The organism is Paraburkholderia sp. BL17N1 (assembly GCF_003634175.1).
In the GTDB taxonomy this organism is placed as follows: Bacteria; Pseudomonadota; Gammaproteobacteria; order Burkholderiales; family Burkholderiaceae; genus Paraburkholderia.
Window position 1 is genome coordinate 4,010,013 of the sequence record NZ_RBIW01000001.1, and the last position, 23,056, is coordinate 4,033,068.

Genomic DNA, 23,056 nt, shown 5'->3' on the forward strand with positions numbered 1-23,056 from the left:
CGTCCGGCAACTTATGCGCGGTCTCAGGACGCGGCGATCGCAACGCTTCATGTGATGACGAGATGTCGTGATGCTTCGGGAGGGCGAAAATACAGGGGCGAAATCGACTGGCAAATGAAAGAATCTAGATCGGGCTTATCTGCAACGGCTCTAGCGCATTGAGGGCCGATTCGAGGATCATCGCGCGGGCGTTGACCGGCGAAGGTTTCGAGCGCTGCGGATGGAATATGCGGTCCCCGCGCCTGATCCGTTGCCCGCTCAACACACATGTCCCTGACACCTTGGCGTTCGCGACCCGCCAAACCTGTGCGCCGTAAAAGCAACTCGTGGAATCGCGCCACGCAATGGTCACGGTGAGCGAGGTAGTTCGCTCGATCAGACTTACCTTCAGATGAGGTAAGTGACTCGTATCTGGCGTCGTCTCTAAACCACAGGATGTCGCGCGTTCCGGCACGGACTGCGTACCAGCGTCCACATTGGCGCGTCGAAATCCGGACGACAACAGTCGTATCGTTTGACTCCACGGGTCGATTCGACTAACCAGCATGGCCGCGCTCCTTATGAATCGAAACGTAATGTTTCACTTTCGTTGAATAGGACGCCACCGCCGGCAGCAACACGGTAAGCGCCCGCACAGACGGTCGGTGACTCAAACGCCCAAGGACGGCTACCGCTTGTCCATCTTTCAATCCATGCGTCTGCGTGTTTGCTCTGAAGCCATGATACGGCTATTGAAGCCTGGACAGAACGCGCGTTCAGGAAAAGGGCTTTTTCTTTTTCCTCGGCAATGTTTCCGGCATTGGCCCGATTCTTTCCCTGCCTTCGTTGTTGCGCAGGGATGGCGCGCGGTCTGCCCGTGTCGATATCCGCGAGACCGGATTTCGCTCCCATCGGATATACGGCCGTATGAGTTCCCCACGCTTTTTCAGAGGCAACTCCACCCTTTCGCACAATGGTTTTCACCTGCAAGGCCGTGTACCTTAATTTCATGGCAAGACGGCTGTCTCGCGCGCCGTCACCTGGAGGGCGAGTCGTGAATGCAAGAGAAACAGCAGATTCAGGGATCGGCTTGCACGGCGATGCACTCCAGTCGACAGCGCTGCAAATACATAGCGACAGCGCCACAGTGAATGCGCTCTCCGAGCGGGTATTCAAAATACTCGTGCTTGTTGTATGTGGATGGTCCCTCATTGAAGCGCCGCTGGAGTTAAACGGTGCCGACGCTCACACCGGGCTGCTTGCCCTGCTCCTGTCGAAGCTCCTCGTGGTCGGCACTGGTCTCGCTGCCGTTGCCAAAGCACGCTTCGCTCGCGGAACGTTTGTGTTTCTCTGCGGTGCGAGCGTGTTGGCCATCGCACCCGCACTACCGATGGAATTCCACCATTCCTTCGCGATAGCAATCTTTTCTTCGATCGAATGCTTCAGCAAGGCCGCGTGCGTATTGGCATTCGCCGTCGCATCGTCGCGAGACAGACTTTCACGCGAGCGATAGCGTCCACGACAGGAATGCGGTTGCGGCGTCGACGCACTTGATTGAGGAGGTGAATATGTCCCGCGTATTGCACAACTGGATTTTTGTCGGCACTCACGCCTACGACGAGTACACCTTCGTGCCGTGGCTCAACAAGAACGTGTACCGGCGGACAGTGGATCTGAGCCGCGTCTGCCTGCAGTGATTCAATCCGCCAATCCGGGGTGTTTCTTTCACGAGCATCACTCGATTCGTCAGAAGAAACAGCGTCGTTGCGGATAACCGCTCGCGCTTCCCGGCAACGAAATAACAGAGACGGAATGAATCCAGAGAAGACCATGCGCAACAGGTAGCGATAAGCGTGTGCATTGCTTACTATACGAAAAGTATCGGCGTCAGCGTAGCGTAACGAACTTTTCGAAGATCGAGCGATGAAACATGACAACGTTGGGGCGGGAAGAGAATCATTGCCGGACTCGCTTGTTTATGTGGTCGACGACGACGAGTCCATTCGCGGCGCCCTAACCTCCCTGCTCATGTCGGTTGGCATTCACGTGAGAGCATTCGAATCGGCCGACGATTTTCTCGCCGCGGACATGCCGGACGTGCCGAGTTGTCTCATTCTCGATGTGCGTCTGCGCGGCACGAGCGGCCTGACGTTGCAGCAGGATCCCTTCAAGGAAAGTATTCGCTTTCCTGTCATATTTCTGACCGGGCATGGCGACATCGAGATGTCCGTCAAGGCAATGAAAGCAGGCGCTTTCGATTTCATGACCAAGCCATTCAGGGATCAGGATCTGATCGACACGATTGCCGCGGCGCTCAAAAGGGATGGCGAATTGAAACGCCAGGAGAGGATCGTGGCGGGCATCCGTCAAACCTATGACTCGCTGACAGCGCGCGAGCGGGAAGTCATCAGGTTGGTCGCCGACGGACTGTTGAACAAGCAGATTGCCGACCTCCTGTGCCTGAGCGAAGTGACGGTCAAGATCCATCGCGCGCAAGCGATGCATAAGCTGCAGGCGCGCTCAGTGCCAGATGTCGTCAGGAAGTTGCAACAGGTTCTGCCGTTGCACTGAGGCGTCGGCAAGATGCAGATTCACCGCGCGCTTTCCGCGCCAGGTCGAGCCGCATCTAATACGAACTGTCACTAAAATCATTCCAAGGTCTTATTGTCGCCGGTTCCGTGGGCCTGTAATTTGCCTAGAGAATTCAGCCTTTCTGAATCCTTTCGACGCCCTGCGGACTCGAGATGAGAACAAAGCGCTCTCCTGCAGTTATTGGGGTAGTGGACGACGACGAATTCGTCCGGATGGCGACGTCCAGTCTGCTCCGTTCGGCAAACTGGAAGGTGATGGTTTATGAGTCCGCCAGCCATCTTCTAGGTGATACGCGCCGCGCGGCACTGAAACTTGTTGTCGCGGATATTCACATGCCTGGCATGGACGGCTTTGCGCTGCTTGAATCGATCAAGCTATGGAAGCGGCCTGTTCCTGTTATTTTCATTACCGCCTACGCGACGCAAGCGCTTCTCGAACGAGCTGAAGCTAGCGGAGCCTCCGGCTTCTTCTCGAAGCCAGTGGATGATGCGCGGCTACTCGCGCTGATCGGCGAGATATTGCAGAAGTGAGTCGGCTGAAAATCAGTCGGTTCTTCAGCGTGCGCGTCGCGGCGGCGGTCGCGTCCCGCGCTAGGCATTGCCCGGATGCGCTACGTTGCCTTGCGCGGGCAACGTGAACTGAAACGTGGCACCTCCCGCTGCGTTCGATGTTACCCATAGCCGTCCACCGTGACTTTCCACGATCGAGCGGCAGATCGGCAGTCCCATCCCCAGCCCGTTGGGTTTGGTCGTAAAGAATGCTTCGAAAACGCCTTCCAGATGCTCGGCGTCGAGACCCGGTCCGGAGTCCTCCACGCTAATGCAGAGTTCGTCAACACCGGACCTGCCGGATCGGATCAGAAGCACTCGCTCGCGGATATCCGTGGCGCTCATCGCTTCAAGGGCGTTGATCATCAGGTTCAGCATGACTTGCTGCAACTGCACCCGGTCGCCCTGAATTTGCGGCAACCCATCCGCCAGTTGCGCGGTCAGCTCGACACCATGCTTGGCAGCTTCGCTGCGCATGAACGCGATCAACTCGAGAATGGTTTCGTTGATGTTGAGGCCGTCTTTTCGCCGCGGCTCCTTTTTAAAAAAAGCGCGCGTGCGGTCGACGATGTTATTGGCGCGGCCGCCATCCGCGACGATCCGGTTGAGCGCCTCACGCACTTCGTCCAGATTCGGCGGGCGCGCCGCCAGCCAGCGCAAGGCCGCGCTGGCGTAGGCGACGGTGGCGGTAATGGGTTGCTTCACCTCGTGGGCAATCGACGCCGATAACTGGCCCATCGTCGCCACGCGATTGGAATGCGCCAGCTCCATCTGGAGTCCGACATATCGTCGTTCGCTGTCGCGCACGTCCTGTTGCGCCCGCTTCTGGTCGGTCAGGTCGAGTATGAAAGCGACGCCCTGCCCCTCGCGGTCGCCGAACGCTGCCGCGCCGACCAGCACGGGCACGCGGCTGCCATCCTTGCGGATGTATTCTTTCTCGAACGGCTTGGCGCTTCCCGTGGTCGTCAATTCCGCCCTCACCCGTTCATCGAGCTCACGCCACTCAGGCGGAGTCAGATCGGGCCAGCGGATACGCGCTGAGACAAGATCGTCCCGGCTGTAATCCACGATGCGCAGAAAAGCGTCGTTGGCTTCGACAACATTGCCTTCGAAATCCCAGATGTGGATCCCGATGATGTTGGAATCCACCAGCCGCCGAACCTTTGCCTCGCGCTCCTGAAGATCGGCATAAAGACGCGTGTTCTCGAGCGAAATGGCCGCCTGTGACGCCAGCAAATCGAGCAGCGAGGAGCGGCGTGCCGTAAAAACGTGCGACGTGGCCGTGTTCTCCAGATACAGCAGGCCGCTGAGTGTGCCCTGTCTGACCAGCGGCAGGCAGAACAGGGAGCGCGTCGCGCCACTTGCCAGGTAGCTGTCCTGCGAGAACATATTGGGTGTCAAGGCATCGTCGATGATGACGCTCTTTTGCGTGTGCATCACGTAACGCAGAATGGCGGCGGGAACGGCGCAATGGGCAAGCGGCGGCCGCTTCAATGCGATCCCATGCCCATCGATGCGCGCCTCCGCCTCGATCAGGTAGCCGTCCGGCTGCTGCGGCACGACTAGCAGGCCCCGGTCGGCGCCTGAGGTCTGCAGCGCGATCGTCATCAGGCGCTCGATCAGGCCATCCAGTTCGATCTCGCTGGAAAGGGCTTGCGACGCCTTGAGCAGCGTCGCGGCGTCGAACTGCCGCCAGTCGAAGCTGAGCGTCGACGTCGCCGTGCTCCCGTCCTGATTGGCAAGGCGGGGAAACTCCGCGTCGAGTTGCGCGGCTTTGCCCTCCGCGCCCCAAAAGGCAAAGCAATGACGCGCGTTGCGCAAATACGCAGCGGCATTCGTCCTGAGACCGCTGCCTAGATAAAAGCGACCGGCGAGTTCGTTGGCGATGCCTTCGTGGTGCGGAAAGCCGTTCTCGTGAGCCGAGTGGACAGCTTGTTCATAAAGGCGCATGGCGTCGAGATCGCGGCCCTCCACACGCGCGAGCTCCGCGCAAACGAGCGCGTAGCGGTTCTGATAGTTCTCCGGGCAGTGCTCAGCCCATCTTTCGAGCTTCCTCAGTTTTGCTGCAAGAACGTGCTTGTAGACTTGCTGCTGCTCCGGGGATGCCTGCGGAAATAGCGCCGTCAGAATGAGCGCATGGAAGAAGTGAAAGGTCGGCTCGATCGCCAATGCCATGACGGAACTGAGGACCGCCTCCGCCCGGCCGGCCGCCTCCAATGCCTCGGCGTACCGGCCATCGAGAAAAGCGAGCATGACCTTGATGATGCGATACACGCCGATCGCGCAGCCGAAATTCGATTTGATGATAGCCTCGAAGCAGGCTGCTTCGTCGAACGTCTCGTCGTTCAGGTTCAACGGTTCGGTCGTCTTGCCGCGAAGACTGGTGACGAATTGCCGCTCGACCCGGATCAACTCATACACCGCGTCGTTGTGACTCTCGCGCGCGAGCGCCGCGTACTTTTCCGCGAGCGTCTGCACATCTTCGAGAGCAGCTCCTTTTTCGATCGTCTGCCAAACCGCGTTGAAGGCGACGTTGCCTGCAAAAACCAGATCGCCCGCTTCCAGGCACGCAGCGGTGGCCCGTTCGAGAACCGGCAGATTAGCTGCAATGTGGCAGCGCCAGAAATTGACATGGGCGCCGTACAGATGCAGCAGCTTGCCTTTCAGGCGCCGATTGCCAAACTTCTCGTTGAGCTTGAGCGACATCTCTGAAAATTGCACCGCGGTGGGGATATCGCCGATCAGGGACACCAGCATCAACGCGTAATTGCCGTAAGCAAAACTGGAGTTCTCGGTATTGCCGTGCTGCAAGGAAAGGTTGACCGCCTTGAGGGTAATGAGCGGATAGAACGCGGGACGCGCGGCGAAAGCGCAGTTCATCGCCTGAAGGAGAAGGTTGACGATCGCACGGATTGAAGGATCCGTCGCCACCGGCACCTCAACCAGTTCGCCGATGGCGCGCCCGGCCTGATTGACGTGAACGTCCCGCAATGCATGGTCGAGTGCTGCCTGGATGTCCTGATCGGTCTCAGGAAACAGAATGCCGAAATCGCGCAGCGCAACCAGCGCGACCATGAAGCTCTCGTCATATCTCCCGGCGAGCTGATACAACTCGATCCGCAGGCTGAAGACCTTCGCACGATCGAGATTCGAGCGCGCTCTCGCGAGCATCATGTCGGCCAGCGCGTCGGCTTTCGCAAAATCGCCGACCAGATATTCGCACTCCGAAAACGCGAGATAGAGATCGAACGTGCTGTCGTAGCGCTGCGTCCATGCATCGGGCGACAGCAGCGCCACGCCCTGCGCCAGATAGCTGCGCGCCGCCGCGTAGGCGGTCGAATTCATCGCGCGCCGCCCCGCGATGAGATTCAACGCAACGGCCTGTTCGCGCTCCGGCTCCGTCACGATCAGCGCAGCGCCGCGATTGAGATGGTTGACGATGTCGAAGATGGCATCTTCCAGCGCTTCTGCCGGGGTGCGCGACACCAGCGCCCGGCCGATCCGCAGATGGGCGGCGGCACGCTCGTCGGCGGGGATTAGCGCATAAGCGGCCTCCTGCACGCGGTCGTGTGCGAATGCATAGGCGTTGCCCACGCGAAAAACGAGCCCCATTCGCACGGCTTCCCACAGGTTCGCGTGCATCGTCTCTTCGGAACCGCCCTGAACCCACGTCAGTGCGATCACTTCGGCAATGTTGCCGAGGCACGCCAGTTGCCCCAATGCGTCGCGCGTGGGCGCAGGCAAGCGGCTCAGCTTCGTCGCCATCAGATCGGCGACGTTCTCGGTAAAGCCCTTCGCGCGGATGCGCGGCAGATCCCAGCGCCACGCCGCGGCGCGCTGATCGAAGGTGAGCAGGTCTTCATCGGCGAGTGCGGTCAGAAACTGGATGGCGAAGAATGGATTGCCGCCCGTCTTCTCGTGCACCAGTTGCGCAAGCGGGCCGGCGGTCGCGCTGTCGCAATGAAGCGAATCAGCGACGAGTTGCGTGACGTTCTCCGCTGTAAGCGGCGCGAGTTCTATCTGCCGCACCTTCCCTTCGGCGTGGCTGATCGACTCGAGCGTGCGCGCAAACGGGTGCGATGCGTCCACCTCGTTGTCGCGGTACGCGCCGACCAGCAGAACGTGCTTCACGTCCGGATGCGTGACCAGATGCGCGAGCAGATCGAGCGTCGCCGTATCGACCCATTGCAGATCGTCGATAAACAGCGCGAGCGGATGCTCAGGCCGCGCGAAGACGCCGAGAAAACGCCGAAATACGATCTGGAAGCGGTTTTGCGCATCCTGCGGCGGCAGCACGGGCGCCGGCGGCTGCTCGCCGATAATCAGCGCAAGCTCCGGAATCAGATTCACCATCAACTGAGCGTTGGCCCCGAGCGCCTCCATCAGCGCGTGCCGCCACGGCTCGACCTCCGCGTCGCTCTGGCTCAGCAGGTTGCGTACGAGCGTCTGGAAGGCTTGAGCAAATGGCACATAAGGGATGTCGCGTTTGTACTGGTCGAACTTGCCGGACGCGAACAGGCCGCGCGGCGGCACCAGCACCCTGTGCAACTCATTGACGACCGACGACTTGCCGATGCCCGGATAGCCCGAGATCAGCACCAGTTCGACCGCCCCGCTGCCCACGACACGATCGAACGCGGTCACGAGCGCTTCGATCTGTGCCTCGCGTCCGTACAGTTTTTCGGGCACCAGCAAGCGGTCGGACGCGTCGTGCGCACCGAGCGGGAACGCTTCGATGCGATGGTGCGCCTCCCATGCCACGAGGCACGACCGCAGGTCGGCTTCGACACCCGCCGCGGTCTGGTAACGATCCTCGGCGGCTTTGGCGAGGAGCTTCAGCACGATCCCTTCGACCGGCTTCGGCAGAGCGTCGACGCGCTCGCCTGGCGGTGTCGGCCTGCGCGCGATGTGGCAATGAATCCACTCCATCGCGTCCGATGCGGTGAACGGCAGCGCGCCGGTGAGCATCTCGTACAAGGTGACGCCGAGCGAGTAGAGATCGCTGCGCGTGTCGATCGAGCGGTTCATGCGGCCGGTCTGTTCCGGCGCCATGTACGCGAAGGTCCCGGCCACAATCTCCGGCGGCGCGGGCGGCTGATGTTCGTGCGGCAGTTGCGAGGCGATGCCGAAGCCGGTGAGCCGTACGTTGCCGTTCCCGTCGACGAGCACATTCGCCGGCTTGATGTCTTTGTGAACGAGCCCGCATCGGTGAACGTGGCCGATGACCCGCGCCAGATTGACGGCGATGCGCAACCAGCGCGTGAGCTCCAGCGGACGGCCCAGCAAGCGATACAGAGGCTCGCCGCCGTCGTCGTCGAGAACCAGCATGGGCGGCTCTCTGCGGCGGTACAGCGCGAGCGGCCGGGCCGCCCAGCTGGCATCGAGCAGCGGCGCTAATCCGTATTCGTGCTCGAGCCGGGTGATGCTCTGCGAGGCCGGGCGCGTGACGACCAGCGCAAGCACCGAGACGGCATGGCGGGGTCTCCTGGCGCGATAGAGAGAGAAGTCGCCGTCGTCGTGCAGCGGCTCCAACTCGTATCCGGTGAGATCCACGGCGGACTCCACTGTCGAGCGGCGCGAGTGCTTCGGCACTGGCGCCGGTCCCACGCAGAACGCGGTCGACCGGAGCTTGGCGCATGGCGTTCACTCCGATCCCACGCAAGGAGGTTGCTGTAAGGCTGCGAATTCCATTTAGAAATTATTGTCCGCGCTTCGCGCCTTCCCGGCTATTGCGTGCGCCGCCGTCCCAGTTATTGAACAGCAGCCGGCGCGAAGCAAAAACCCGGATCGCAAGAAAAACGGCATGCGCGGCGCGCTTCCCGCGCGCGCGGCATGCCGTTGCATGAGGCAGATGCCTTCGGGCGCGCCGCACTGCATCAACTGCGGCGGCGCGTACCCCTTACTGCTGTGGCAGCGCGTAGGCAATCACATAGTCGCCGAGCTTCGTGCCGAACGAGCCATGCCCGCCCGCCGCGATCACGACGTACTGGCGGCCGTTGATCGAATAACTCATCGGCGTGGCCTGGCCGCCCGCGGGCAGGCGGGCCTCCCAGACCTGCTTGCCGTTGTTGACGTCGAACCCGCGGATGTAGTTGTCCGCCGTCGCGCCGATAAACGCGACGCCGCCCGCGGTAACTATCGGACCGCCCAGCATCGGCATGCCCATTTTGAACGGCAGCGGAATCGGCGAACTGTCGCGCACCGTGCCGATACGCTTCTTCCACACGATCTCATTGGTCTTCAGATCGATCGCGGAGATGTAGCCCCACGCCGGCTGCTTGCACGGCAAACCGAACGGCGAGAGGAACGGGTTGATCACCACGCCGTACGGCACGCCGTATTGCGGCTGAATGCCTGACTCCGTGCCGCTGCCCTTGGCGCCGGGCACCGGCTCCAACGGATTGCCGGGTCCGCGCGGAATCAGACGCGAGACGAACGGCAACGCGATCGGGTTCGCGACGGCGATCTGGCGGTCGGTGTCGACGGCAATGCCGCCCCACTCGAACATGCCGAGGTTGCCCGGGAACACGAGCGTGCCCTGCAGCGACGGCGGCGTGAACGTGCCTTCATACCGCAGCTTGTGGAACATCACACGGCACACGAGCTGGTCGTACATCGTCGCGCCCCACATGTCGGCGTCGGTCAGCTTCTTCGACGGGCGATAGGTGAGCTGCGAGAACGGCTGCGTCGGCGATACGTGGTCGCCGGGGGCGGCGCCTTGCGGCACGGGCGTTTCGGGCGCCGGCACGACGGGCACACCGGTGCGGCGGTCGAGCACGAACAGGTTGCCGGTCTTGGCCGGCGCGTAGACGACCGGCACGGGCTGGCCATCCTTGCCGCTGATGTCGGCGAGCGTGGGCTGCGACGGCTGATCCATGTCCCACAGATCGTGGTGCGCGGTCTGGTAGAACCAGGCGAGCTTGCCGGTCGAGGCGTTCAGTGCGAGCAGGCCGCTGGCGTAACGCTCCTGCTCCGGCGTGCGGGTGCCGCCCCAGATGTCCGGCGTCGTGACGCCCATCGGCAGATAGACGATGTCGAGTTTCGCGTCGTAAGCGGCGGGCGCCCACGAGTTGGGCGAGTTCCACGTGTAATGCTCGCCCGCGCCCGGAATATGATTCGGGTCCTTCGCGCCCGGATCGAATGCCCAGAGCAGTTCGCCCGTGCGCACGTCGAAGCCGCGAATGACACCCGACGGCTCGCGGTTCGAGAAGTTGTCCTCGACCGAGCCTGCCACGATGATCACCTTGCTGGTGATGATCGACGGCGAGGTGGGCTCGTACATGCCCGCCGTCGTGACCGGCTGGGCGTGTTGGAGGTCGAGGTCGCCGTGGTTCGCGAAGCCGTCGCAACGTTGGCCTGTGAGCGCGTCGAGCGCGTAGAGGTGGCCGTCGTTGACCGGCAGGTAGATGCGGCGTGTACAGGCTGCGGTGGTATCGCTCGCCGGCGCGGCGGCGGTTGTGGCGGCATCGCTTGCAGGCGCGGCAGTGGTTGCGGTGGCATCGCTCGCCGGTGCCGCTGCTGCTGCGCTGGCATCGCTCGCGGGCGTCGCTGCGGGCGCGGCCGCCGCTCCACTGGCCGACAAATCGACATACGACACGCCGCGGCAAGTCACATGCTGGAACGACGGATCGGACTTCAGCCTCGGATCGAACTTCCATTTGAGCGTGCCCGTCTTCGCGTCGAGCGCGAACAGAATCTGATGGGGCGAACATAGGTAAAGCAGATCGCCGATCTTGATCGGCGTGACTTCGTCGGTGATCTCGACAGGATCGTTGGGCCCCTTCATGTCACCCGTGCGGAAGGTCCAGGCCACCTGGAGATCCTTCACATTCTCAGGGGTAATCTGCTGCAAAGGCGAGTAGCGCGTGCCTTCCTGGGTGCGCCCATAGGCGGGCCAGTCGGCGGCGTCGATCGCGCTGCCGGCGCCCGCGCCGCTCGCGGGCGCGGAAGCACTCAAGGTGCCGTTGACCTGTTGCGGATCGTTGAAGTTCGCGTACACCAGCACGCCCGCCCATGCCACGAGCGCGACGACGAGTGACACCACACCCAGCTTGCGCTCGCCGACGAGCCGCCAACTCACGAACAGCAGCAACCACACGCCGACGATGACGAGCACGCCGGAGCGCGGCGCGAGTGCCCAGAAGTCGGGACCGGACTCCATCAATGCCCAGATCGCCGTGCCGATCAGCACCAGCGCATACAGCACGAGCGCGGCGGGACTGCGCCGCCACAGCAGCCAGGCCACGCCCAGCAGCACAATGCCCGTGATGAGATAGTAAGCGGAGCCGCCGACCGCAAGAAGCCACGCGCCACCTATCAACAAATAAAGCGCGGTGAGCACGGTAAAGAGCAAGGTGATGACGCCGATGACGCCCCGGGAATTCGACTGACTGGTCATGATGATCGCAACCCTCTTGAGTGGATACCGCCTGCCGTCGGTACCGACGCCGAATTCACGCGCCGGAGCACGGGAAAAAGCATATCAGAAGGTGCGCATTAATCTGCTGTAACTGTGCGTTCGCGATTAGCCGACGCGCGGGCTTGTCGCTCGGGACGAAGCACGCCAAGTCGCGAGCTTCGAGAACGTCCCGCTCCTGCCGTCGTTCTCGTTGGCCTATTTCAAATCGAGGTGCACGGCGGCTTTCCTTTCGCTCTCCTTTCGTTTTTCGCCGTCCGCGTCACGATCAACCGACCATGCCTTATCGCGCGCTGCTTGCATCACTCCAGCCAAACCCGAAGCTCGACTGCAACGCGGGCGCCCACTTCGCGCACGTACGAAAACCCAACAGCGCGCCGCCCACGGCAAACAACACGGGAATCAGAAAGTCCTGGCTCACGCGGGTGAATTCGAACATGAGCACCACGGCCGTGATCGGCATCTGCATCGAGGCAGCGAGAAACGCCGTTGCGCCGACCACCGCGAATGCGCCCAGCGACGCCCCCGGCCACACGAGGCTCCACAAGCCGCCAAGCACGATCGCCAGCAACGCGCCATTAGCGAGCCCCGGCGTGAGCAGCCCGCCTTCGGCGCCCGCGCGCAAACTGCTCGCTGAAATCACCACTTTCAACACCAGCAGCATCGCGGCGAGACGGATGGTCAGGCCTCCGTCGAATGCCAGCCCCGCAGGTCCCTTGCCGTTGCCGAGCAACTGCGGGAAATGCATCGCGAGGACCCCGATCATCGCGAAGTTCAGCAGCGACAACACCGGCAAGCGCCAGTTCTTCGGCGCCGCCGCGCGCGAGCGCTTCATCAGTTCCGCGAAGCTCCACGCCGCCACGCCGAAAATCGGACCGCACACCACGGACCAGACCACAAGCGTGGGGCTCAACGTCATCGACGGGACGAGGTATTGATGCTCGTTGCCCAATCCCAGTTGCGCAACCAGCGCGGCCACCGACGAGGTCACGACGGCCGGCACCAAGGCGGGCCAGCCGAACGTGCCCAGCAGCACTTCGAGCACGAACACCGCGCCGCCGAGCGGCACGTTGTAGACAGCGGCCAAACCGGCGCCCGCGCCGCATGCCACCATGATCCGGCTCTGCGCGACGGACAGACCCGCCCGGCGCGACAGCCAGCCGGCCAATGCCGAGCCGATTTCGCGCGGCGCGACTTCGCGGCCGAGCGGCGAGCCGAGCGCCACGGTGACGATCTGCAGCACCGCGTGAATCGTCGTGCTCATGACGGGCATTTGCGGATCGTCGGACTTGACGGCCTGGCGAATGCTCACGAGCGGCCGGCCGAACCGATACAGGGCCCACCAGCCGATTCCCGCAACCAGGCCGCAGATGGTCAGCACGAGCAGGCGGCGCTCGGGCGCGGCAGCGCTGACGCCCTGCAGAAAACTCTCGGCGCTGATCACGTGCGTCACACTGTAGCCGTAGGCAAGATGCTGGATGCCGTGCAGCAGCAGCGCGAGCAGCATGCCGCCGAGGCCGGCACCGAGGCCCGTAAGCAGCGTGACAGCGGCGACCACGGCAAATGGACTCCGCTCGCGGCGTACAGGCTCGGAAGTGATTGGTTTGACTGACATGATGCGTCGACAAAAGCGGAATGAGTAGGATGGCGACGATCTTATTCCGCGGCGCAACATGAATCAAATTGATTTTTCGGCTTGACTGATGCGTGTGTCGCATATATCGAACAGACAGCCTTTCCGGGCACTGGCAAAGCTTGCATTTCAACCTGCGTGGCCTCGTTCGATCCGATAGGCACAGATCCGTCCGCGTAAAGTGACCGGATTAGCGCGAAATCAAACTCTAAATGGATTACAAATAACAAACGAAATTGCACGCCCGCTAATACGATAATTACATTTACCCGACACGACGCACACGCCGCTATTCTGCGTGAACTCCGCCCCAGGGATTAATACGGATAAACGCGCCTTCATCCATGCAAGCGTTTAACAGTCGGCGTACACTCGCTCGGAGCCTACGCCCGGGGGCGTGCGGGGCTGCGGAGCCACCGGTCGTTGAATACGGGTGAATGGAGAACCAGGAGAACAATCAATGAGTTGGACACGGGAACAGAGAAACGTCACGATCGCTGCCTATCTGGGTTGGACACTCGACGCATTCGATTTCTTTCTAATGGTGTTCGTATTGAAAGATATTGCGGCGGAGTTCAATACAAAAATCCCCGAAGTCGCCTTCGGCATTATGTTGACCCTTGTGATGCGTCCGCTCGGCGCACTGATTTTCGGCTGGCTCGCCGACAAGTACGGCCGCCGTCCCACGCTGATGGTCAACATCGCGTGCTTCTCATTGCTGGAATTGCTGTCCGGCTTTTCGCCGAATCTCGCCACGCTGCTCGTGCTGCGCGCGCTGTTCGGTATCGCGATGGGCGGCGAATGGGGCGTCGGCGGCGCACTGACCATGGAAACCGTGCCGCCGAAATCGCGCGGCATCGTCTCGGGTCTGCTGCAAGCCGGCTATCCGAGCGGCTATCTGCTCGCTTCGGTCGTGTTCGGTGTGTTCTATCAGTACATCGGCTGGCGCGGCATGTTCTTCGTCGGCGTGTTGCCTGCCTTGCTCGTGCTGTACGTGCGCGCGCACGTGCCGGAGTCGCCCGCCTTCAAGACACTCGAAAAGAAAACGCGTCCGGGTCTCGTCGCCACGCTCAGGCAGAACGTCAAGCTGTCGCTATACGCGATCATTCTGATGACCGCGTTCAACTTCTTCTCGCACGGCTCGCAGGATCTGTATCCGACCTTCCTGCGCGTACAGCATCAGTTCGACGCGCACACCGTCTCGTGGATCACGATCACGCTGAACATCGGCGCGATTTGCGGCGGGCTGTTCTTCGGCGCCTTGTCGGAGAAGATCGGCCGCAAGCGCGCGATCTTCATTGCGGCGTTGATCGCGTTGCCGGTGCTGCCGCTGTGGGCTTTCTCGACCACGCCGGTGCTGCTTGCGGTGGGCGCCTTCCTGATGCAGATCTCCGTGCAGGGCGCGTGGGGTGTGATTCCAGTACACCTGAACGAAATCTCGCCCGATGAAATTCGCGCGACCTTCCCCGGCCTCGTGTACCAGCTCGGCAATCTGATCGCGTCGGTGAACGGTCCGTTGCAGGCGAGCGCCGCCGAAGCGCACGGCAACAACTACGCGCTCATCATGGCCGTCGTGATCGGCATCGTGGCAGTGGTGATCGCCGTTCTGATTCCGTTCAGCCGCGAGCGCCGCGGCATCGATATGACGCAGTCGGCGAAGCAGGTCGCGGCGCAGCTTTAAGCGTTCGAACCAAACAGCTATTTTGCCGGCGCGTTATCGGGCACAATAGACAGCAAAGGCGGCTCGAACCGCCGCGACGCAGAGTACGCGTCAGCCAGCCAACGCAGGGCCAAACAGGGTAGCAAGCAATACGAGGCCGTTCCGATTTCCATCGGAACGGCCTTTTTTATTTCCGCGCGGTTTGACGTGCCGCGCGCAATGGAAAGAAGGACCTTCGTCAGGTCTTCTAGAGGAGTTAGTCGACTGTGACCCCTTGATCGCACGCATCGTTTCTTCTTATCCTGAAAAAAACGGCCGTTTCAAATCAATATTTGAATCGCTTGTTTGCGGGCCGGACGCCCGGCAACTGGGAGACGCAACATGGCAGTTCGCACAACAGGCCGGCATGCCGGCGATACGAAGTCCCGCATCCTCGACGCCGCCGAAACACTCTTCATCGACTGCGGTTATGAGGCCATGTCGTTGCGCCAGATTACTTCGCGTGCCGAAGTGAATCTCGCGGCAGTGAACTATCACTTCGGCAGCAAGGAATCGCTGATTCACTCGATGCTGTCGCGCCGCCTCGACCATCTCAACCAGGAGCGGCTCAAGCTGCTCGACCGCTTTGACACCCGGCTCGGCGAGCGCCTGACCTGCGAGCATGTGCTCGGCGCGATGTTCATTCCGGCGCTGCGCCTGTCGCGCGATCCGCGAGTAGGCGGCAAGGCGTTTCTGCGTTTGCTCGGCCGCGCTTATACCGATCCGTCGTCGTTCATTCGAGATTTTCTCAACGGACACTACGCTTCTGTGGCGGTGCGTTTTTTCGATGCCTTTCAGCGCGCGCTGCCGCATCTGCCGCGCGAGGAACTGGGCTGGCGTCTGCACTTCGCGATCGGCGCGCTGTCGGGCGTGCTGGCCGGCACCGACACGGACAGCCTGCTTTCCGAGTTCTCGCAAGGCAAGTCGATGAACGACCTGCAACTCATCGCCCGCCTCGCTTCGCTGATGGTGGCCGCGCTCAAGGCACCGTTGCCTGACGGCACGCAACTGGCCGCGTTTGCCGCAGTCCTCGGCGACGCGAGCGAAGGCGGCTCGGAGTGCGCCGGCATCGGCGGAGCCGAAGCTGCGAGCACGGCACGCACAGAGGGTGGATCGGAGCCGACATCGCCGGCCGTATCGGACGGCGAGCATCGCGGCGGCGACATGGAAGCAGGTTCGCGCCAGCACGCATTGCACGGCGCGGCTTGACGATCTGACGCTGCGGGCAACGCGCCGTCGTCAGCCGTTGCCCGCATGCGGCGCCTGCGCGAGCAGGCGAGCGAATCAGTACCGCGCCATCCGGACATGCCACAAGATGGTTAGCATGCCGCAGTATCGAACCCGTATCCAGCCGGCAATCCCTACGCCGCCGGTCAGCGCGAAACAGGCAACAAGTACTCAGTCAACACTCAGCAGAAAGGCAGCCGAACACGATGAACGCCGCATACCTGAGCAGCACGTCTAAGTTCCGCACCTAAGCAACGCCGCGCTGTCGAACTGCACACACGCCGCGCAAATGCAGTACGCGCGACGAGGCAACGCGAGCGTGAAGCAGAAAATCAATAGAACGCGAACCATCCGCGCTGCGTGGATGCGTCCGCACGCACCATCGAAAGAGGAGGAAACGTCATGCCGTGGTTCATCCTGGTGTTAGTGATTGCCGCCTTCGCGCTCGTTTACGTTCAAGCGCGCGCGGCATGGTGGCTTGCCTTCATGATCGTCTGGGTGGCGGCCGCGCATGTCAGCGGCGTGGCGGGTCCGGTGGCCACCACGCTGCTCGCCATCGTCTTCGTCCTCCCCGCCCTCGTGCTCGCGCTCAAACCGCTGCGGCGCACATGGTTCGCCAAGCCCGTGCTCGACATTTTCCGCAACATCCTGCCGGAGATGTCGCCGACCGAGCGCGATGCGATCGAAGCCGGCACGGTCTGGTGGGACGCCGAACTGTTCTCGGGACGTCCGCACTGGGACAAGCTGCTCGGCTACGGCCCGGCCACGCTGACGGCGGAAGAACAGTCGTTCCTCGACGTCGAATGCGAAAAGCTGTGCGACCTCGCGAACGACTGGGAAACCACCATGGTCTGGCAGGACCTCTCGCCGCAAACCTGGCAGTACATCAAGGAGCACGGCTTTCTCGGCATGATCATTCCGAAGCAGTACGGCGGCAAACAGTTCTCCGCCTACGCGCATTCGCAGGTCATCATGAAGCTCGCCACGCGCTGCTCGGCCGCCGCCGTTTCGGTGATGGTGCCGAACTCGCTCGGCCCCGCCGAACTGCTGATGCACTACGGCACCGAAGAGCAGAAAAACCACTACCTGCCGCGCCTCGCACGCGGCGAGGAAATACCGTGCTTCGCATTGACCAGCCCGTATGCGGGTTCCGATGCAGCGGCGATTCCTGACGTCGGCATCGTGTGCAAGGGTCGGTTCGAAGGCCGCGAGACGCTGGGCTTTCGCGTCACCTGGGACAAGCGCTACATCACGCTCGGCCCGATTGCTACCGTGCTCGGCCTCGCGTTTCGCGCACTGGATCCCGAGCATCTGCTCGGCAATGACGACGAACCCGGCATCACCTGCGCACTGATTCCGACCGACCATGCGGGCGTGACCATCGGCCGCCGTCACTGGCCGTTGAACGCGGTATTTCAGAACGGTCCGAACTCGGGCAAGGACGTGTTCATTCCGCTCGACTGGGTGATCGGCGGCCGCGCCCAGGTCGGCAACGGCTGGCGCATGCTGATGGAATGCCTCGCGGCGGGCCGGGCGATTTCGCTGCCCTCGTCGAACGTGGGGATGGCGAAGATCGCCGTACGCGGCACCGGCGCCTACGCCGCGGTTCGCCGCCAGTTCCGCACCGCCGTCGGCAAGTTCGAAGGCGTGCAGGAAGCGCTCGGCCGCATGGGCGGCAACCTGTACGTGATGGACGCCGCGCGCCGCCTGTCGGCGCACGCGGTGGACCTCGGCGAAAAGCCTTCGGTAATCTCGGCGATCGCCAAATATCACATCACCGAGCGCGCTCGCATGGTCATCAACGACGGCATGGATATCGCCGCCGGCAAGGGCATCTGCATGGGGCCGTCGAACTTTCTCGCGCGCGCCTATCAGCAGGTGCCGATCGCGATCACCGTGGAAGGCGCGAACATTCTCACGCGTTGCCTGATCATCTTCGGGCAAGGGGCGATTCGGTGTCATCCGTATGTGCTGAAGGAAATGGCCGCCACACGCGAAACGGATCGCGCCAAGGCGCTGCGCGATTTCGACGAGGCGTTCTTCGGCCACGTCAGCTTCACCCTATCCAACGTGGTGCGCAGTCTCGTCTATGGCGTGACGGGTGGCGCGTTCATCGCCAAACCGCGCACGGCGCATGCGCCATTGCATGCGTACTATCGCGCGGCCACGCGGCTGTCCACCGCGTTCGCGCTGCTCGCCGATGTCTCCATGTTCGTGCTCGGCGGCGATCTGAAACGCCGCGAGCGCATCTCCGCGCGTCTGGGCGACGTGCTGTCGCAGCTCTACCTGATCTCCGCCACGCTCAAGCGTTTCGAAGACGAAGGCCGTCAGGAAGAAGACCTGCCGCTGGTGCGCTGGGGTGTCGAGGACTCGCTGTACAAGGCGCAACACGCGCTCGACGGCGTGCTCGCCAACTATCCGAACCGGCTCGCCGCCGGCCTCGTGCGCGTGCTCGCGTTTCCGTTCGGACTGCCGCACCGCGAGCCGTCCGATCAGCTCGGCAGCGAGATCGCCGCATTGATGCAAACGCCAGGCGCCGCGCGCGAACGTCTGGTATCCGATTCGTACGTGCCGCATCCGGATGTCGACGCGCTCGGCTACGGCGAGCTGGTGTTCGAGCTGAATCCGCGCTTCACGCAGATCGAGCAGAAGCTGCGCGACGCAGTCAAGCAAGGCCTGCTTGACCCGATGCCGCAAAGCCTGCCGCAACTAGCCGACTGGACCGACACCGCACAGAAAAAAGGCCTGCTCGACGCCGACGACCGGCGCGTGCTCGACGACTACGCACGTTACGGCGCACAAGTCGTGAAGGTGGACGATTTCCCCGCCGACTTCGACATGCTTGCCAACCTGCAAAAGCGCAAGGAGGCGCTGGAAAAGGCGCTGGAGCTCGCGGCCTGAGTTCGGCGCCGGCTTAAAAAAACATGCGGGGAAGGCGCGCCGCGAGCGTCGAACTCGGTGCACACTGACACACGTTCGACGTCCCTCAGAGAGACTTCCTGCGGGGCGTCTCTCAAGGGCACTTCCTTCGGGCGTGGCCAGCGGAGCGACTAATAATATGAACGACTCTTATCTGAACTTCGTCAACTCGCCGTTCGGCGCGCGCCTCGCGCGCTCGGTCGGCCTGCCGAAGCCCGAGGTGCTGCGCCGCTATCGCGCGGATCAGCCCGAGTTCGGCGGACTGGTCGCGCTCGGCGCGGGCCGCGAACCGCATCTGCTCGACGCGCTCGCGAGCCTCGTGGCGAGCATCGGCGTAACGAGCGTCGCGCATGAAAGCGCCGGCTTGTGGGTGCCGCTCGCCAACCGCCACGGCCTCATGACGGGCCGCTTCGAAGCGGCCGACGCCGGTTCGCAAGGCAAACTCGCGGCCCTGCTGTTCGACGCGAGCGGCATCGAAGACAGCACCCAGCTCGAACCCTTGCACGGCTTCTTTCACGACACGCTGCGCTCGCTCGGCAAGTGCGGCCGCATCATCGTGCTGGGACGGCCGCCGGAGAGCTGCGCGACGCCGCGTCAATGGACCGCGCAACGGGCGCTCGAAGGCTTCACGCGTTCGCTCGGCAAGGAAGCGCGGCGCGGCATCACCGCGAATCTCGTGTACGTGGAGCGAGGCGCGGAAAATCGGGTGGAAGCGACGTTGCGGTTCTTTCTGTCGCCGCGCTCGGCCTATGTGTCGGGCCAGGTCGTACGCGTCGCCGCCGGCGCGGGCGGCGAGACGGCACCCGCCTTCGATTGGCAGCAACCGCTCGCGGGCCGGCGCGCCGTCGTGACCGGCGCGGCACGCGGCATCGGCGCCTCGATTGCGAGCGTGCTGGCCGCCGAAGGCGCGCACGTGATCGGCATCGACATCCCGACGGCACGCGACGCGCTCGACGCGACCATGCGCCAGTTGAACGGCACCGCCCTCGCCTTCGATATCGCCGCACCCGAAGCGCCCGCGCAGATCGCGGCCGCGCTCGACGAACAGGGCGTGGATATCGTCGTGCATAACGCCGGCATCACAAAGGACAAAACAATCGCGAAGATGACCGCAGCCGCGTGGCAAAGCGTGATCGACATCAACCTGTCCGCGCAGGAACGGATCGACGACGCCCTGCTCGCCGCCGGCATTCTGCGCGACGGCGGCCGGATCATCGCCGTGTCGTCGATCAGCGGCATTGCCGGCAATCTCGGCCAGACCAACTACGCCGCCTCGAAGGCCGGCGTGATCGGCCGCGTGCAGAGCATGGCGCCGCATCTGCGTGCGCGCGGCATCACGATCAACGCGGTCGCGCCCGGCTTCATCGAAACGCAGATGACCGCGAAGATTCCGCTGACCATCCGCGAAGCCGGACGCCGCATGAATTCGATGAGCCAGGGCGGCCAGCCGGTCGACGTCGCGCAGACCATCGCGTGGCTCGCGCATCCGGGATCGGCCGCCGTGAGCGGCCAGATCGTGCGCGTGTGCGGACAAAGCCTGATCGGAGCGTGACCATGGCTGAGCCCGGCGATCCGTTCGAAGGCAGTCCTCTATCGAACCCGGCGCGGCCGGATGCGGTGCGGCCCAAGACCGTCGTGATCGAGACCTTGCCCGCGCCCGCCAAGCTCTATGCGCGCGCGTTGTCCGGCCTCGTCAAACGCGGGCGCGAGACGCATCTGCCGCCGCTGCGGCTGGTGCGCCCCGCCGTCGCCCTCGACCCCGGGCCGATCTGGCGTTATGCGCGCGTGTGCGGCTTTATTCCCGAGCACGGCGTGCCGCTCACGTATCCGCATCTGCTCGCCTTTCCCTTGCATCTGCTGATGCTGACCGACCCGGCGTTTCCATGGCCGGCGCTCGGGCTCGTGCATCTGGCCAACCATGTGCGTCTGCGCCGGCCGCTCGCCTACAAGGAGATGCTGCGCGTCGAGGTGGAGTTCGGCGCGCTGCTGCGCCACGACAAAGGCCAGGCGTTCGTGCTGCATACGCGCATGTACCGGCGCGGCGAAGCGGTCTGGGACGGCGATAGCGTCTATCTGAAACGCGGCGTGCCGGCGAGCGGCAGCGTGCTCGATCCGCTCGAACCCGGCGCCGTTGCGTTGCAACGCATCGCACGCTGGCAACTCGCGTCGCAGCTGGGCCGCGACTACGCGAGCGTGTCCGGCGACTACAACCCGATCCATCTGAGCGCGCTGTCCGCGAAGGCCTTCGGCTTTCCGCGCGCGATCGCCCATGGCATGTGGACGCTGGCGCGCGCCGCCTCCGCGTTGCAACCGCCGAAGCCGCTTGCGGAAGCCACCCTCAGCGCCGAATTCAAACTGCCGATGCTGCTGCCCGGCGAGGCGTCGCTGTGGAGCGCGTCGCCTTCGCTGATCGAACGCGACATCGAGGTGCGCGATATCGCGGGGCAGAAACCGCATTTGCGCGGCCGCATGCAATGGAGGTTGCAATGAGGTGCGCGCGTCGTGCGTCGAGTCGTGGAATCGTGTAGTCGTGGAATCGTGGAATTGCGGGCGGCTGAATCGTTGTTGAATCAGGACCGTCGCGACCGGCCGTCAGACCATTCGCATTATTCAATACTCAGGGAACGACCCGAAGGAGCCGAGCATGTCCAACCCGCTGCCAGCCGTACGCCGAGTCGCCATCGTCGGGGGCAACCGGATTCCGTTTGCCCGCTCGAACACCGCCTACGCGACCGCGTCGAATCAGGACATGCTGACCTTCACGCTGCAAGGGCTGATCGACCGCTATAACCTGCACGGCGAACGTCTGGGCGAAGTCGCCGCGGGCGCGGTCATCAAGCATTCGCGCGACTTCAATCTGACGCGCGAATCCGTGCTGTCCACCACGCTTGCCAAAGAAACGCCCGCTTACGATGTGCAACAGGCCTGCGGCACCGGACTCGAGGCGGCCATTCTCGTCGCTAACAAGATCGCCTTGGGGCAGATCGAAGCGGGCATCGCGGGCGGTGTCGATACGACCTCCGATGCGCCGATCGGCGTCAACGAGCGGATGCGCAAGATCCTGCTCGAAGCCAATCGCGGCAGGAGCACCGGGCAACGCGTCAGCGCGCTGAGCAAGCTGCGGCCCGGCATGTTTTTCAAGCCGCTTCTGCCGCGCAACGGCGAACCGCGCACGGGCCTTTCGATGGGCGAGCATTGCGAACTGATGGCCAAGCGCTGGAACATCTCGCGCGAGGCCCAGGACGTGCTCGCCTACGACAGCCACCGCAAGCTCACGGAGGCGTACGCGCGCGGCTTCGTCAACGATCTGATGACGCCGTACCGCGGTCTCGCGCGCGACAACAATCTGCGCTCCGACCTCACGCTCGAAAAACTCGCGAGCCTGAAACCGGTATTCGATCGCGACGCCGGCACGCTGACCGCGGGCAATTCGACGCCGCTCACCGACGGCGCTTCCGCCGTGCTGCTCGCGAGTGAAGAATGGGCCGCGCGTCATGGACTGCCGGTGCTCGCGTACCTGAGTTGGTCCGAAACCGCCGCCGTCGACTTCTTCGACAAGAAAGAAGGCCTGCTGATGGCGCCCGCCTACGCCGTGCCGCGCATGCTGGCGCGCGCCGGGCTCACGTTGCAGGACTTCGATCTGTACGAAATCCACGAAGCCTTTGCCGCCCAGGTGTTGTGCACGCTCGCGGCATGGCAGGATGACGAGTATTGCCGCACGCAGCTCGGCTTGCCGGGCCCGCTCGGCGCGATCGATCGGGCAAAATTGAATGTGAACGGCAGCTCACTGGCCACCGGCCATCCGTTCGCGGCGACGGGTGGACGCATCGTCGCCGGCCTCGCGAAAATGCTCGCGCAACTCGACAAACCGGCCGGCACCGCGCGTGGGCTGATTTCGATCTGCGCGGCGGGCGGCCAGGGGGTGGTCGCGATTCTGGAACGCTGAGCACGAGATGCGTTTCAGTGTTTGCTTCGCCGCATGTTTTTGCTTCACACGCTGCCACACTCGCGTTGATTGCTTTAATGACCGGCCACCGGGCCGG

At 63.1% G+C, this 23,056-nt stretch carries 14 protein-coding genes; 10 read left to right on the forward strand and 4 right to left on the reverse strand.

The window, feature by feature from the left end:
- Positions 1–558 precede the first annotated feature (558 nt).
- A complete protein-coding gene (locus B0G82_RS39430) occupies positions 559–963 on the reverse strand; it encodes a hypothetical protein (RefSeq protein ID WP_147439505.1) in 405 nt (134 codons plus the stop codon).
- 70 nt (positions 964–1,033) lie between these two features.
- Between B0G82_RS39430 and B0G82_RS18130 the strand changes: the two genes are divergently transcribed.
- The 4 genes from B0G82_RS18130 to B0G82_RS18140 all read left to right on the forward strand — a co-directional run bounded on the left by B0G82_RS18130 (position 1,034) and on the right by B0G82_RS18140 (position 3,101).
- Entirely contained in the window at positions 1,034–1,492 is a 459-nt protein-coding gene (locus B0G82_RS18130) for a hypothetical protein (protein ID WP_121308754.1), read from the forward strand.
- Positions 1,493–1,547: 55 nt separating this feature from the next.
- Positions 1,548–1,676: a hypothetical protein gene (locus tag B0G82_RS41090; protein WP_258875571.1), complete on the forward strand. Its 129-nt coding sequence runs from the start codon at positions 1,548–1,550 to the stop codon at positions 1,674–1,676.
- A 226-nt stretch (positions 1,677–1,902) separates the two neighbouring features.
- On the forward strand, positions 1,903–2,550 hold the full coding sequence (locus B0G82_RS18135) for a response regulator (RefSeq protein ID WP_116116718.1): 648 nt from the start codon (positions 1,903–1,905) through the stop codon (positions 2,548–2,550).
- 209 nt (positions 2,551–2,759) lie between these two features.
- Positions 2,760–3,101, forward strand: a complete 342-nt coding sequence (locus B0G82_RS18140) for a response regulator (protein ID WP_158608162.1) — start codon at positions 2,760–2,762, stop codon at positions 3,099–3,101.
- A gap of 60 nt (positions 3,102–3,161) precedes the next feature.
- On the opposite strand, the gene B0G82_RS18145 is transcribed toward B0G82_RS18140, so the two are convergent.
- The 3 genes from B0G82_RS18145 to B0G82_RS18155 form a co-directional block, all read right to left on the reverse strand.
- Positions 3,162–8,672 carry an ATP-binding sensor histidine kinase gene (locus tag B0G82_RS18145; protein WP_121308305.1) on the reverse strand — a complete coding sequence of 1,837 codons (5,511 nt, stop codon included), beginning with the start codon at positions 8,670–8,672 and terminating at the stop codon, positions 3,162–3,164.
- A gap of 346 nt (positions 8,673–9,018) precedes the next feature.
- Positions 9,019–11,517 (reverse strand): glucose/quinate/shikimate family membrane-bound PQQ-dependent dehydrogenase, encoded by a 2,499-nt coding sequence (locus tag B0G82_RS18150; protein ID WP_121308307.1) that lies wholly within the window; start codon positions 11,515–11,517, stop codon positions 9,019–9,021.
- A 301-nt stretch (positions 11,518–11,818) separates the two neighbouring features.
- A complete protein-coding gene (locus B0G82_RS18155; RefSeq protein ID WP_116142129.1) occupies positions 11,819–13,150 on the reverse strand; it encodes a chloride channel protein in 1,332 nt (443 codons plus the stop codon).
- Between the two features lie 478 nt (positions 13,151–13,628).
- Between B0G82_RS18155 and B0G82_RS18160 the strand changes: the two genes are divergently transcribed.
- From B0G82_RS18160 to B0G82_RS18185, 6 genes are all read left to right on the forward strand, one after another.
- Positions 13,629–14,849, forward strand: coding sequence for an MFS transporter (locus tag B0G82_RS18160; protein ID WP_121308309.1), 1,221 nt, complete (start codon positions 13,629–13,631; stop codon positions 14,847–14,849).
- A 360-nt stretch (positions 14,850–15,209) separates the two neighbouring features.
- Positions 15,210–16,076: a TetR/AcrR family transcriptional regulator gene (locus B0G82_RS18165; RefSeq protein ID WP_121308311.1), complete on the forward strand. Its 867-nt coding sequence runs from the start codon at positions 15,210–15,212 to the stop codon at positions 16,074–16,076.
- 420 nt (positions 16,077–16,496) lie between these two features.
- Positions 16,497–18,995: an acyl-CoA dehydrogenase gene (locus B0G82_RS18170; protein ID WP_121308313.1), complete on the forward strand. Its 2,499-nt coding sequence runs from the start codon at positions 16,497–16,499 to the stop codon at positions 18,993–18,995.
- Positions 18,996–19,152: 157 nt separating this feature from the next.
- Positions 19,153–20,565 carry a 3-oxoacyl-ACP reductase gene (locus tag B0G82_RS18175; protein WP_121308315.1) on the forward strand — a complete coding sequence of 471 codons (1,413 nt, stop codon included), beginning with the start codon at positions 19,153–19,155 and terminating at the stop codon, positions 20,563–20,565.
- Positions 20,566–20,567: 2 nt separating this feature from the next.
- Positions 20,568–21,503 carry a MaoC/PaaZ C-terminal domain-containing protein gene (locus tag B0G82_RS18180; protein WP_121308317.1) on the forward strand — a complete coding sequence of 312 codons (936 nt, stop codon included), beginning with the start codon at positions 20,568–20,570 and terminating at the stop codon, positions 21,501–21,503.
- Between the two features lie 154 nt (positions 21,504–21,657).
- Positions 21,658–22,959: an acetyl-CoA C-acetyltransferase gene (locus B0G82_RS18185; protein ID WP_106284605.1), complete on the forward strand. Its 1,302-nt coding sequence runs from the start codon at positions 21,658–21,660 to the stop codon at positions 22,957–22,959.
- Positions 22,960–23,056 lie beyond the last annotated feature (97 nt).

Excerpts from the sequence above, each read along its gene's own strand:
- B0G82_RS41090 (WP_258875571.1), top strand. The coding sequence starts at position 1,548 with ATGTCCCGCGTATTGCACAACTGGATTTTTGTCGGCACTCACGCCTAC.
- B0G82_RS18135 (WP_116116718.1), top strand. The coding sequence starts at position 1,903 with ATGAAACATGACAACGTTGGGGCGGGAAGAGAATCATTGCCGGACTCG.
- B0G82_RS18150 (WP_121308307.1), bottom strand. The coding sequence starts at position 11,517 with ATGACCAGTCAGTCGAATTCCCGGGGCGTCATCGGCGTCATCACCTTG.
- B0G82_RS18155 (WP_116142129.1), bottom strand. The coding sequence starts at position 13,150 with ATGTCAGTCAAACCAATCACTTCCGAGCCTGTACGCCGCGAGCGGAGT.
- B0G82_RS18160 (WP_121308309.1), top strand. The coding sequence starts at position 13,629 with ATGAGTTGGACACGGGAACAGAGAAACGTCACGATCGCTGCCTATCTG.
- B0G82_RS18165 (WP_121308311.1), top strand. The coding sequence starts at position 15,210 with ATGGCAGTTCGCACAACAGGCCGGCATGCCGGCGATACGAAGTCCCGC.
- B0G82_RS18170 (WP_121308313.1), top strand. The coding sequence starts at position 16,497 with ATGCCGTGGTTCATCCTGGTGTTAGTGATTGCCGCCTTCGCGCTCGTT.
- B0G82_RS18175 (WP_121308315.1), top strand. The coding sequence starts at position 19,153 with ATGAACGACTCTTATCTGAACTTCGTCAACTCGCCGTTCGGCGCGCGC.
- B0G82_RS18180 (WP_121308317.1), top strand. The coding sequence starts at position 20,568 with ATGGCTGAGCCCGGCGATCCGTTCGAAGGCAGTCCTCTATCGAACCCG.
- B0G82_RS18185 (WP_106284605.1), top strand. The coding sequence starts at position 21,658 with ATGTCCAACCCGCTGCCAGCCGTACGCCGAGTCGCCATCGTCGGGGGC.